The 13,334-nt window shown below is 51.8% G+C and carries 9 protein-coding genes; 5 read left to right on the top strand and 4 right to left on the bottom strand.

What is annotated here, in order from left to right; all coding sequences use genetic code 11:
• Window positions 1-25: 25 nt before the first annotated feature.
• The 4 genes from HMPREF0733_RS10785 to HMPREF0733_RS08360 all read left to right on the top strand — a co-directional run bounded on the left by HMPREF0733_RS10785 (window position 26) and on the right by HMPREF0733_RS08360 (window position 5,239).
• The gene (locus HMPREF0733_RS10785) at window positions 26-2,404 is read left to right on the top strand and encodes a tetratricopeptide repeat protein (protein WP_013398918.1); all 2,379 of its coding nucleotides are present in this window, start codon (window positions 26-28) and stop codon (window positions 2,402-2,404) included.
• Window positions 2,405-2,607: 203 nt separating this feature from the next.
• Window positions 2,608-3,939 (top strand): tetratricopeptide repeat protein, encoded by a 1,332-nt coding sequence (locus HMPREF0733_RS08370; protein ID WP_244864698.1) that lies wholly within the window; start codon window positions 2,608-2,610, stop codon window positions 3,937-3,939.
• Between the two features lie 21 nt (window positions 3,940-3,960).
• Entirely contained in the window at window positions 3,961-4,476 is a 516-nt protein-coding gene (locus HMPREF0733_RS08365; protein ID WP_013398916.1) for a GNAT family N-acetyltransferase, read from the top strand.
• Between the two features lie 163 nt (window positions 4,477-4,639).
• Window positions 4,640-5,239, top strand: coding sequence for a tetratricopeptide repeat protein (locus HMPREF0733_RS08360; RefSeq protein WP_013398915.1), 600 nt, complete (start codon window positions 4,640-4,642; stop codon window positions 5,237-5,239).
• A gap of 62 nt (window positions 5,240-5,301) precedes the next feature.
• Here HMPREF0733_RS08360 and HMPREF0733_RS08355 read toward each other — a convergent pair whose 3' ends face one another.
• On the bottom strand, window positions 5,302-5,679 hold the full coding sequence (locus HMPREF0733_RS08355) for a nuclear transport factor 2 family protein (protein ID WP_013398914.1): 378 nt from the start codon (window positions 5,677-5,679) through the stop codon (window positions 5,302-5,304).
• Window positions 5,680-5,886: 207 nt separating this feature from the next.
• Here HMPREF0733_RS08355 and HMPREF0733_RS08350 point away from each other — a divergent pair, with 207 nt between their 5' ends.
• Complete coding sequence (locus HMPREF0733_RS08350; RefSeq protein WP_013398913.1) at window positions 5,887-6,357, top strand: GNAT family N-acetyltransferase; 471 nt, start codon at window positions 5,887-5,889, stop codon at window positions 6,355-6,357.
• Between the two features lie 113 nt (window positions 6,358-6,470).
• On the opposite strand, the gene cydC is transcribed toward HMPREF0733_RS08350, so the two are convergent.
• The 3 genes from cydC to HMPREF0733_RS08335 all read right to left on the bottom strand — a co-directional run bounded on the left by cydC (window position 6,471) and on the right by HMPREF0733_RS08335 (window position 13,117).
• The gene (cydC, locus tag HMPREF0733_RS08345) at window positions 6,471-10,265 is read right to left on the bottom strand and encodes a thiol reductant ABC exporter subunit CydC (protein ID WP_244864696.1); all 3,795 of its coding nucleotides are present in this window, start codon (window positions 10,263-10,265) and stop codon (window positions 6,471-6,473) included.
• 180 nt (window positions 10,266-10,445) lie between these two features.
• The gene (gene cydB / locus HMPREF0733_RS08340; protein WP_013398911.1) at window positions 10,446-11,519 is read right to left on the bottom strand and encodes a cytochrome d ubiquinol oxidase subunit II; all 1,074 of its coding nucleotides are present in this window, start codon (window positions 11,517-11,519) and stop codon (window positions 10,446-10,448) included.
• Window positions 11,520-11,539: 20 nt separating this feature from the next.
• Window positions 11,540-13,117, bottom strand: a complete 1,578-nt coding sequence (locus HMPREF0733_RS08335) for a cytochrome ubiquinol oxidase subunit I (protein WP_041322060.1) — start codon at window positions 13,115-13,117, stop codon at window positions 11,540-11,542.
• Between the last annotated feature and the right edge of the window lie 217 nt (window positions 13,118-13,334).

Genomic DNA, 13,334 nt, shown 5'->3' with positions numbered 1-13,334 from the left:
TCTCACTAACCCCGAGGAGAAAAACGTGGCAACACCGGATAAGCCTCTAGAACAGATGACTGCACAAGAACGGTTTGAACTTGGAAGAAGCCGCTACAATGAGGGTAAAATTTCTGAGGCTATCGAAGTATGGTCAAACATCACCCGTGATGACAACCCCAAAGCCTACGCATGGGCACAGCTCAACCTTGGGCTTGCCTATGAAAGCCCAGGCGAGTTGGATCAGGTCATCGCAGCCTGGTCAAAGGTTCGCCACAGCGACGATCCCAAAGCCTACGCATGGGCACAGCTAGGCCTCGGGAACGCCTATAAAGACCAAGGCAAGTTGGATGAAGCCATCACCACCTGGTCAAACATCCACCACAACGACGACCCCCAAGCCTACGCATGGGCACAGCTAGGCCTCGGGAACGCCTATAAAGACCAAGGCAAGTTGGATGAAGCCATCACCACCTGGTCAAACATCCACCACAACGACGACCCCCAAGCCTACGCAAGCGCACAGCTAGGCCTCGGGAACGCCTATCACGACCAAGGCAAGTTGGATGAAGCCATCACCACCTGGTCAAACATCCACCACAACGATAATCCCCAAGCCTACGCAGGAGCACAGCGCAACCTCGGGAACGCCTATCACGACCAAGGCAAGTTGGATGAAGCCATCGCAGCCTGGTCAAAGGTTCGCCACAGCGACGATCCCCAAGCCTACGCAAGCGCACAGCTAGGCCTCGGGAACGCCTATAAAGACCAAGGCAAGTTGGATGAAGCCATCACCACCTGGTCAAACATCCACCACAACGATAATCCCCAAGCCTACGCATGGGCACAGCTAGGCCTCGGAGTCGCCTATCACGACCAAGGCGAGCCGGAGCAGGCCATCGCAGCCTGGTCAAAGGTTCGCCACAGCGACGATCCCAAAGCCTACGCATGGGCACAGTACAGCCTCGGAGTCGCCTATCACGACCAAGGCGAGCCGGAGCAGGCCATCGCAGCCTGGTCAAAGGTTCGCCACAGCGACGATCCCAAAGCCTACGCATGGGCACAGTACAGCCTCGGATTCGTCTATAAAGACCAGAACAAACCGGAAAAGGCCATTGATACCTGGTTAAAAGTTGACTCCAACCACAGCCTTGAAGCCTATGTCGAAGCACAACTTGGTCTTGGGGAGGTTTACTCACTAGATAAAGAAAAAGAGGAACAAGCACACGAAGCGTACGATAATGCGAGTGGCTTCTCCTACTATAAGTCTGAACGCGGATTCAAAATTCTTAATTGCCCTCTGGCACTAAGGGAAGATCTTCATAGTTTAGCTAAAAATACTGATGAAATCCTAAAGTCTCTTCAGATAATCCCAGAATTTGAGTCGAAGGTTGCACACTATAGTCGAGCGTTAACAGCTTTTAAACTATTTGAATGTAAGAAAAATGAGCAGAAGCCATCAAAGTTCCGACTCAATACTATTCGTGGCGTCAATGACCCAACGGAAGGTCTAGTTCTAAGTGATTATTGGGACCAGCAAGGTATTCCAGAAACCATACATACAAACGATACCGCAACTTTCGTTAGTTGTTTCACTTTTAATCATGACAGTCTTAACCAGTTTCGCCTCTATGGAAAAGAGAATGGTCGAGAAGCAACAGGCGTTAGCTTGGTATTCAACAAAGAGTTTTTTAGCGAGCACTCAGGCGCACTAAAGTATATAGCCGGTGCCTCATCGGATCCATCTAATAAGTCTGGCGAAGCAGGGAAACCAGAGAACGATAATAAGAGATTATTAATAGACAAATCTACACTCTACCGGTGCATTTACCTGGACCCTGAGACCGGGTATTGGACTCTGGCTCAACGAGACAAATCCACTTTCTATCGCGAACACAATGAAGACGCAAATTCGAAAGAAAAATGGGAAAAATATTATGAATCAATTTCAATAAAAGAGGAAAATGTTGAAAAAAACTTATTTAACGAAGAAGATAATAGCAATAAATCTATCTCACTCATACTTAAATCAATATTTACAGATGAAGATCACTCATACAATAAGTGCAATAAAGACGAAAAACAGAAAATTCTTGAAGCCGTCCGTTTTATCCTTCTCCCCTTGCAGTACCTGGTGAAACATATTGCATTTCAAGAGGAACAGGAATGTCGGATAATGTACATTACTCATCTTCACGATGAGAAAATCCGTCATGATTGGGAAAAACAGTGGATGTACGTCGAGTATGAGGAGCCTGTACTGCCACGTATCGATAAAATCTATCTCTCCCCCGGCTCGGCAAAGTACCAAGATTTCTTCCGCATCCTGCTAGATCAAAAAGAAGATGATGGTCTTGACCAAAAAGAAGACGTCAAGGAGAGCAAGGTTCGCATCTCTCAAAACCCATTTAGAAACAAGGGGTAAAGGAGCACGGAGCCTGCACGAGAGTTCTTCCTCCGCGTGAAAACATGGTGTCTACCCGCAAAAACTTATTCTAATCTTCATCTTTCTACGGGGGCGTCAAACTTCACACAGAGGTTGCACACCGTTACTCTTATATATATGCGTTTCAGGCAGAGGATTGTTTCCTGCCCGAAATTCCACAGACACCGCCTATGGAGATCACCGTGACCGAAGCAGAGAACCCGTTAGAGCAGATGACCGTGCAGGAGCGTCTTAACCTGAGCAAGGAGCACTACAAAGCTGGTGCTTTCGATAAAGCTATCGACGTGCTGAGCACGATTTCTGCCGACGAGAACCCGCAAGCCTACGCAACAGCCCAAAACAATCTCGGTATCGTTTACCGAGACCAGGGCAAAGTAGAGCAGGCGGTCGAAGCCTGGAACCGCATTCCCAAAGATGTTCCCGAACTATACGCCAAGGCGCACAACAACCTTGCCTCTGCCTATATTAAACAGGGCGAAACTGATAAGGCTCTTGAAGCGTGGAAGAATATTCCCTCTGCTGCCCCAAAGCAGTACGCGATGGCGCAGTTCAACCTGGGCGTAACCTACGCACAGCAAAACAACGTTGATGAAGCTATTGAAGCTTACCAGCGTGTTCCCAAGGATGTCACTAATCTTTATGCGCACGCGCAATACAACCTGGGTGCCACCTACACACAGCAGGGTAAAATGGACGAGGCCGCTGAAGCCTACAAGAACGTTCCCGATGCAGCCCCCGCAAAATACGCGAAAGCTCTCAACAACCTGGGCGTGCTCTACGAAGGGCAGGGTAAAGCCGAACAGGCATCTGAAGCCTACCAGCAGGTACCCAGCACCGTTCCTGACCAGTACGCGATGGCTCTCAACAACTTGGGCGTAACCTATTACAACCAAGGCAAGACAGAGCAGGCTCTCGAACTTTGGGAGACCGTTTCTGCCGATATTCCCGAACAATACGCGACCGCGCAGATGAATCTGGGCATGGTGTACGACAGCCAAGGAAAGCTAGAACAGGCTATTACCGCGTGGGAGCGTGTACCCGAGAGCTTACCGGAACGCTACGCTTCGGCACAGTACAATATCGGTACTTCCTATGTGGAGCAGGGCAAACCGACGAAAGCAGTCGAGGCTTGGGAACGTATTCCTGCCAGCGCCTCTGAGCCCTACGCGGTAGCCCAATATAATACCGGACTTATCTACGAAGAACAGGGCAATATTGACGATGCTCTAGTGGCGTGGGAACGTGTTCCCAAGGATGCTTCTGAGCACTTCTACAAGGCCCAATTCAATATTGGTGGTGCCTACTACAAACTGGGTGAAACGGACGAGGCAGTTGCTGTCTGGAAGAATATTCCCGAGTCTGCTTCGGAGCAGTACGAGATGGCACAAACCAACCTGAGTATCATCGCCGAGAACCAGGAAAAAGCCAAGGATAGCGGCGAAACCGAGCAGCAGGACGGGAGCGCCAAGAACCAAGAAAAACCCTCTGAGCAGAAGAAGCAGAATAACGGGTAAAAGTAGGAAGGCTAAGATAACGTGAGGATTACTCCCCTCACTATCAGCGATGTTCCGATTTTGCGCGGCATTGCTCGTGATACGTTTACCGAAACATTTTCAGAGGCAAACAAAGCCGAAGATATGGACCGCTACCTTGCGGAGAACTTCTCAGAAGATCAGCTCGCCCGGGAACTCAGCAACCCTAATTCATTCTTCTACGTTGCCGAGGTAAACGGGCACGTCGTGGGTTACCTCAAGCTCAATACTGCACACGCACAAACCGAACCGCAGGCGGCGGACGCGCTCGAAATTGAGCGTATCTACGTGCTGAGCAACTATCACGGAAACGGTGTTGGGCAGGCCCTCTACCATCACGCCATGAGCGTGGCAGAAGACCGAAAGGCAAGCTATGTGTGGCTAGGGGTGTGGGAGCATAATCATCGAGCCCTGCGTTTCTACGAGAAAAACGGGTTCACCGCCTTCGGTACGCATATTTTTCAGCTGGGTAACGATCAGCAGACGGATATCCTGATGAAGAAATCTGTTGCCGCCTAAACGCTGCGCCTAGCCTGAATCCCTTCGGCGGTTAGGATATGAAGGATGCGCTTATCTTCACGCTGAGGCTCCTTCCCGTATAGTTAGAGAAAACAGTTTTTGCTTGAGGGTAAGCCCCGGCAAAATTAGGTGCTTATCAACACCTGGTGCAGGAAAGGAAATCATGGTCGATCAGCCTCATGCAGAGATGCAACGCTACGCCCAGGAACAGGTAGATCTTGGCGCACAATACTACGAACAGGGTCTGCTCGATCAGGCATGTGAAGCATGGGAGAAAGTACCTGAAAGTGTTCCCGATCAATACGCCATCGCGCATGTAAATATAGGCATTGTCTACGACGGTCAAGGCCAGCATGAGCAGGCCATTAAGGCATGGCAGAAGGTTCCCAAAAGTGAGACTCAGCCCTATGCCGTAGCACAGTACAATATCGGATCTGTGCACGAGGCTTTAGAGCAGGATGAGTCTGCTTTAGCGGCATACAGCAAAGTTCCTAAAATAGATGTTCTGCACTATTCCATGGCACAGTTCAATAGCGCCGTGCTCCTGCACCTGCATGGTAACCTGACCACGGCTCTAAGTACCTATCAGAAAATACCTGCCAGTGTTCCCGATCAGTATGCACGAGCACAGCTGAATTTAGGCGTTTTGTACCAGCAGATGGGGCACAATGACCAGGCTTTTGAGGCTTGGAAACGTGTTTCCCCAGATTTTCCTGAGCTCTATGAGGTGGCTCAGTCGTATCTGAACGACGAAGATTCCTAATAGTTCAACAACGGTTGCGGTGAGGTATTATCACCGCAACCTGCTTTTAAGGCGCACACTGTTTACTCGCTCAGTACCGCCACAATTTCTTGAACAATCTGCCAGTTTTCGCTGCGCTTTTTCCAGGTGATAGTGAATAGAAAATCCTGCTCCTGCGAGCCCTGACTCATCCTGCGTTTGAGCACAATAGTTCCAGCTTCACCGTCAGAATCGGCAAAAAGTATGGTGTGCGCTGTGTTCAGGGGTGCGGCGCCGCTGTCTTTGAGGGCTTGAAAGAAATCGATATTGTCCTGTTTCGAGAGAATCTGCACGGTATTATCCGGTAGAATCCGCACAAATTTTAGGTTATCGGCATACACTCGCTTCAGAAAATCAATATCGTAGCTGGTACCGCGTGAAATTAATTCTTCGGTAAGTGTTTTCATTGTTTCGTCAATCATGATGCCCTCGCTCTCTGACGTGGAAATACGTACAAGCTCAGCCTAGCATCTGAAAGTTTCATTCCTCATATTCATCAGGTATGCTCGTCTTATGACTGTTTAGTTATTGTCTTATGACGATTCCGTTCCATGTATTCGTGTCACACCCCGTAGTGTGAACACGGCTATCTTTAGCACCCATAAAACATAATTCTTAAGGAAACAGTCATGACTATCCCCTGGCTCCCTGCAACTCAAACCGCTCATAACCCTCAAGCGGTGGCACGTATCCTCAAGACCCTGCCTGAATGGTTTGGACGTGAAGAGTCCAATGCAGAATACATACATGATGCTGAACGACTGGAAACGTGGACGGTAACTCATCCAGAAACCCACGAAATTGTGGGTATCATGCTTATCGTCCAGCACTACCCGGTTGAGGCAGAAATTCATTTGCTGGCAGTAGATGCTGCCTTTCACAGATACGGAATTGGTACTTCCCTAATAAATGCATTCGAAGAAGAGGCACGTAACCGTGGTATCAGGCTGATACAGGTAAAGACGCTTGGAGAATCTTTTTTCAACGAACCGTACCAACGCACCCGAAATTTCTATAAAGCTGTAGGGTTTTTGCCTCTTGAAGAGACAGACCTGTGGGGCGAAGATACTCCCTGTCTGATTATGGTAAAAGCAATCTAACTAGCTTGACGTACATAGAGCGTAGGCTTCATCCTTCCAAAAGCTTACGCTTCTCAAGACGTCTAAAACGGGTTCTAACATTTCTTGAACCCCTCACAACGTCATGTATAGACCTATTCCAATGTAACAACCGCATCGCAGCGGGCAATATCTTCGGGGCGGTGCGAGACCAAAACAGTTGCCATTCCGCTGGTGCGAGTTGCAGTGTCCAGATCAGTCATAAGCGCCGCAGCTGATTCAGAATCTAAATGCGCGGTAGGCTCATCCAGCAGAAGCACCGGAGATTCCACGAGCAGAGCACGAGCCACCGCAAGACGCTGCCGTTGACCTCCCGAAAGGAACCCGCCACCAGCACCAACACGAGTGTGCAGACCTTCCGGCAAGGTGCTGTACCACTCCCCCAAACCTACACGTTGCAGGGCCCCTATCATTTGTTCTTCGCTCGGGCGATCAGCATGATCGCGCGCCAAGAGTAAATTGCCTTCAAGAGTAGATTCAAAAATATGCGCAGCCTGTGGGCACCATGCCGCATACCCGCGGAGCTGATCGTTCCCCAGTGCTTTCCCGTAGGAGCGAATTTCGCCAGCTTCCAACGGCAGGAAGCCCAAAAGAGTCGCCAGCACGGTGCTCTTGCCCGAACCTGAGGGACCGGTAATTCCCGTCCACTTTCCGGTATGCGCCGTAGCGTTAAGATGCTCAAAAACGGGCTTGTCCATGCTCGGCCACCGAGCGGCAGCATCGACAAGTTCAAGAGCAGGTTCCTGCCCCTGAGGGGCGCGAACACGCCCAGCATGAGATGTATCCTGTGTATCGTCCTCAAGGTCTGAAATACTATTTTCATCCGCAATACCGGGAGCAATCTGCGCCAACAGAGTGGCAAAAGAAGGCCACGAACGCACTGCTTCTATATGCTGCACGGAACTTTCTATCATTGCCGTACACATAAGAACTACGGCGGCAGATTCCGGAGCACCTACCGTTCCCGATACCGCTAACGGATACGCGATAATTGCGCACCACAGTGCTGCTCCGAACCAGCTCAGGGTCACAAGCGCCCTACCAAGACCTTGGGCATACGAGGTGCGAGTCAATGCGGCAACATTGCGGTCATTCAAACGTGTTGTAGCAATCTCGATGCTCGGCGCAACCCCGTTAGCGCGAATATCTTCTGCGGCACTCAGTACACCCGCGCCTAAACGCAAAAGCTCAGCTGTACTTTCACGTGTGGTTTCCTCAGCGTGAGCGTCCGCGCGCGTAACAGCCCATGGCACGAGAATTGTTGTTATCAAAGCTGCGAGCGCTACGGGCACAATAGCCTGAGGTAGCACAACAATGGTGGTTATTAGTGCTGTTAACATCACAAGCACATGTGCGGCAGGTGGAATGAGAACACGCGGAATCCTGTCGCGCAGCTCATCTATGCCGCCAATAAGCCTTTCCAGCAGGGCGTCTCCGCGAAGCAGGGCCCGCACGCTGCCAACATTAAGATAGGCCCCGGTCCAGGCGCGCACACGCAGATTATTCGCTGCGGTCAAGACTTTAGCGTGGGTGAGCAAACGCTCGGCATATCGAGCACAGGCACGCCCTAGCCCAAAGAAGCGCACGCCCACGATAGCTACCATAAGGAACATCATGGCTGGACCTTCGGCTGCGCGTACGATAAGCCATCCTGAGAGCGCGGTCAGAGAAATTGCGGCAAGGGAGGTGAGGGCGGCAAGAATGACCGGCGGCAGTCCCTGTAATATACCTAGTCCCGTAAGATTCCGCAGTGTTTTGAGGGTTTTCACGACTCCGACAGCATGTCCTGTGTTTTCTCGAACCATCTTTTCAGGAGCGTTGTGTAACGTTGGGCTATGCTCAGCAAAGGTATCGGCTGAGTCCTGCTTATGCGGGGCTGCAGCGGGGATAATCTTGGGTGTCTCATTCTGGACGATGCTCCACCGATACGCTTGCTCATGCGATGGTTTCGCATGCGCTCCCTCGACTACCGCCGATGCCTGCACCACACTATCGCAGTACTCGGTAAGTTCCGTTTCATGGGTCACGATTAGAACGGTTACTCCGCGTTCTGCGAGTGCGTCCAGAGACTGAGTTACAAGGTGGGCGGCGTGTGCGTCCAGGTGGGCGGTAGGTTCATCTACTAGAACGGTAATCTGGAGATTTTGATGGTGATCGGCTGCACGGTGGAGGGCATCAATGCGAGCTAAGATGCGGGCGCACGCCAACCTGCGCGCTTGACCCGCGCTGAGCGATTCGGGGCTGAGCTCGCTCAGGTTTTCGAGCCCGAGATTCCACAAATAGTTCTCTAGGCGTTCACGATCTGAGGGGCATATCTGTGTTTCCCCCGTGAGAAGTTTAGCCGCATAGTCCTCTTCGCTGCGATCGGCGCTGAAGGCATAGAGCGCCATCTCGTGCAGGACTGTGGGAGCGGCGAAAATAGGATTCTGCGGAATACTCAGGGGGCTGCCGGTACCTATAATGCGTCCGGTTACCTTAATCGGTTCGGATGCTCCGGTTGGTACCAATCCGTCGCGGACGCTCCCGGAAAGTACTCCGAGGAGCGTTGATTTACCACATCCTGATGGTCCCAGAATGCCTACTAACGCTCCGCGCTGTTTTCCTGCCGCGCTTGGGCGCTTCGAAGTACGTGGAATGTTCAGGTTTACTGAGTTTAAGATCTGTGTACGTCCGGGGTATGTGACCGAGAGGTTCTCAATCACAAGGTGCTCGGGTGTTTCGGGAGCCGTCGATACCTTTTCGCAGGAAGCATCCGCAGAGGCTTCTGGTACGGGAGTATCAAGGACTGTACGTGCAGACCGGAGTGCGGCTATGCCGTCTTCAGATTGGTGGTAGGCTGCACCTACATCACGCAAAGGCTGGTAACATTCAGGAGCCAGCAGGAGTACAAGGATTGCGGTATCGAGTCCGAGTGTGCCCTGTACCAAACGCACGCCAATGAGCACGGCGATCAGCGCCACCGAGATGGTCGTGATAAGTTCTAAAGCGAGCGAAGACATAAATGCGCTGCGAAGCGTCTGCATGGTACGTTCGCGGTATTGTTCACCCAGCTTCCTGAGGGCACGAGTTTGTGCACGTTCACGCCCCAGCCCAATCAGCACGGGCAGCCCACGGATGAGTTCAAGAATATGGTCTGATAGACGGTGCAGCTCGGCTTGAGCAGCGGCGGTATCTTCACGTGTGGTTTTACCGATAAGTATCATGAAGATGGGAATAAGCGGCAGGGTGCACGCTAGAACGAGGGCACTTGTGATATCCAGTGAGAGCACAATAAGCCATAGTAGAACGGGCACTACGGCGACCGAGACAAAGGCGGTCAGGGTTTTAGTGTAATAATCATCGAGCGCGTTCAGTCCCCGCGCCAGCAGAACGGCGGTTGCACCTGTACCTTCAGGGGTGTCTGCCCCTCCTGTGGCTAAGACACGATGCACAAGTTTTTGGCGGATACTTGCTTTGGCTCCTACGGCTGCACGCTGAGCACTTACGGACAGCGCGTAATCGGCGCCTGCACGTACAGCAAGCGCTATCAGCGCCGTAACGATTAGCCCCCACGTTATGGCGTTTCCGGTGCCAAGAAGATTGCCTAGTCCTAGAAGCCATCCATTGGTACTGTCGAGTTTCGCTTGTGAGTTACCCGAGAATTCGATGAGAGCGCGATAGGTTTCTGGATCGCTGGCGGCCTTTAGATGCTCGTGCTCGGCGGCGAGCGCAGTAAATCCGGCGTGGGCTGCCCGGGCAATGAGGGATGCGAGCGCCGCGCTAAAGATCACGGTTGCCAGTGTGTGTATCCCGGTGATAAGCCCGAAAATCCCTAGGTTTTTACGGGCGTCTGGTCCTAGCGGAGGACGTTTATCGTTGTTGCGCTGTGTTTTATTGGCGCGTGGGCTCACGTCTCGTTCCTTCCCTACCGCTAAAGTGAGTGTGGATATTTTCTCCGGTGTGTTTCCTAGTTTAGACACTGGTGGCGGGCTTGTCTGCCTTCGGTTTTAAAGTATTTCCGGCGCCTTCACATATTGCTGAAAGCACCGGAAATACTTCTGTACCCTCCCGATTACCGGGTACGTTCTTGGCTATGCCGCCCTGTTCGGGTGCGTCACCAGCTCGCTAGCATCGTGGGCATCGGGGATGTTTTCAACGCGCAAACGCTTGCGGAACACCCAGTATGTCCAGATTTGGTACACGATAATAACGGGCAGTCCTAATCCGCTCACAACGCTCATGACTCCGAGTGTGTACTCCGAGCTTGAAGCGTTTGCAATGGTGAGCGAATGAGCCGCGTCCAAGGTTGAAGGTAGTACGTTGGGGAAAAGAGCGGTGAAAATCGCCAGCGCGCCAAAAGCCATGAAGAGGCTCAGACCTGCGAAGGCACGGCCTTCGCGTGAGCTTCGGGCGCTTATCCACGCGAAGAGCACTGCAAATACGGCAAGAATAGTGCATAGCCAGGAAATACCGTTACCGGTTGTAACCTGCATGTACAGTACCCAGAGCACGATAGGCAAAAGCAGAAGCGGAAGCCAACGCACCAGGGCGGTGCGTGCACGGTGGCGTATATCTCCATCGGTTTTCAAGGCAACAAAAGCAAGTCCCTGCACGAGGGCAAACCCTACAAGAGAGAGACCGCCTAGAAGTACGGGCCAGGAAGCCCAGGCGAAGGCACCGCCTACACGGTCACCGTTGGCATTAATTGGTAAGCCAATGGAGGTCAGCGCAAGAAGCGCACCTACCAGTAAAGCGATGAAGAATGATGATAGCGAGAGAGTGATAGTCCAACCGCGAATCCATCGTTCATCGTTTTTCTTACCGCGATACTCAATAGCAACCACGCGGAAGATCAGCGCAAGCAACGCTAAAGTTAGTGGAATATATAGGGCTGAGAATAGGGATGCGTACCATAACGGGAACGCCGCGAAAGTGGCAGCACCACCGGTAACGATCCAAACTTCATTACCATCCCATACGGGACCGATCGTGTTCAGAAGCAGGCGTCGCTCTTTCTCGTTTTTGGCGAAGATGCTCATGAGCATGCCCACACCCAAATCGAAACTGTCGAGGATAAGGTAGCCAATCCAGAAAATACCGATAGCGACGAACCAGATGGTTGGCAGCAGTGGCTGCCCGGCAAAGATATTAAAGTCGAAGGTCATCGTTGAGAATCCTTACCCGCCTAATAGGCGAACTCCAAGACATCGCGCTTATCGTGACCGCTCTTTTCGCCGTCCTGCTCATGTTCAGAACGCACGAGTTCGGGCATAGCGGCTACCACGCCGGCCTTAATGTATTTAGTCAGCAGGTAAATTTCGACCACCATCAGGATGCCGTATACCGTTCCTAGGGCGATGAGTGAGAATAGTATCTCTTCGCCGCTCACACCCGGAGAAACCGCTGCCGCCGTGAACATGAGGATGGATGGGTCACCCTCAGGGTTGGGCGCCACCACGAAGGGCTGGCGTCCCATTTCGGTGAAGATCCAACCGAGGGCGTTGCCAAAGAAGGGAGCCCAAATTCCCCACAAAGCCAGGGTTTTCAGCCACTTGGCTTCGGGAACAGTACCAGTTCCTTTTTTACGGGTAACCCACAGTACGTAGACGTACGAAAGTGCACCAATACCACCAAGCGTGATCATGCCCCGGAATCCGTAGTAGGTGACTTCCATAAGGGGCAAATAGTTGATCTTCTGCCCAGCGCGATCACCGTAAAGCGGGTTATCCGCCAGATGCGTACCGTATTTAGCTTCGTATTCAGGCATAAGGGTTTTCACGCCCTTGACCTCGGTGGTGAAATCTTCGTGGGCCAGGAATGAGAGTGCACCGGGAACCTCAAGCACTGCCTGCACCTTATCGCAGTCTTGAGACCCCAGAGAAGATATAGAAAGAACCGAGAAACCGGTACCGTCATGGCATGCCGCCTCGGCAGCCGCCATTTTAAGGGGCTGCTGATGAATCATGAGCTGAGCTTGAGCGTGACCGCTAAGAGCCACACCAGAGAACCCGATGAGACCCACAATCGCGCCGATGCGCAGGGAACGGAACCAAACCTTGTAGTCGGTCTTATCACGACCGCCAACTTCGGCATCTCCAACTACAACCTTGCCATCCTCTATGATGTCAATGCCGTCACGGCGTCGGCGCCAGAGCTTATACCAAGAAATACCGACCAGGAATCCACCGGCGACCTGAATGGCGCCAAAGATCACGTGGGGGAAGGTAAGAAGCGCGGTGTTATTTGTGAGAACAGCCCAAATATCAGTCATGCGGGGACGGCCATCGACCATTTCAACGCCTACCGGATGCTGCATCCAGGAGTTTGCCACCAGAATAAAGTATGCGGATACCCAAGAACCGAGAACCGCCATGAAGAGGCATAGGGCGTGAACTTTGGGCTTGAGTTTGTCCCACCCAAAGATCCAAAGCCCCAGGAAGGTTGATTCGATAAAGAAGGCAAAAAGACCTTCCATAGCTAGCGGCGCACCAAAGACGTCACCCACAAAACGCGAGTATTCACTCCAGGCCATACCAAACTGGAATTCCTGCACTAAACCGGTTGCCACACCCATTGCGAAGTTGATGAGGTAGAGCTTTCCCCAGAACTTCGTCATACGTTTGTATTCGTCTTTTTTCGTGAAGATATAGCGCAGGTACAGGAAGGTGACGACCATACCCAAGCCGAGGGTTAGGGGCACCATAAAGAAGTGGTAGACGGTCGTGATACCGAACTGCCACCGCCCAATGTCAAGGGGATCCATGTACATGATCCTTTTCTAAAATGTGTAAAGTCTACTGTTGGCAGACACGCCCGGGAGCGTAGCACACCTCCGGAAGTCAGGTGCACATATCTCAGGATGTCTTACATAGGTAAGGTAACGCGTTTTAAAAACGGCATGAACCAGGCAAGTTTTACACTCAGGTGTGCGTGGCTTGACGAATCTATAAAGGTAGTTAACACAATTATTGATTTTTATG

It is taken from the genome of Rothia dentocariosa ATCC 17931, from assembly GCF_000164695.2.
In the GTDB taxonomy this organism is placed as follows: domain Bacteria; phylum Actinomycetota; class Actinomycetes; order Actinomycetales; family Micrococcaceae; genus Rothia; species Rothia dentocariosa.
Note: the sequence above shows the minus strand (reverse complement) of the source record. Positions and strands in the feature narration are given on the sequence as shown.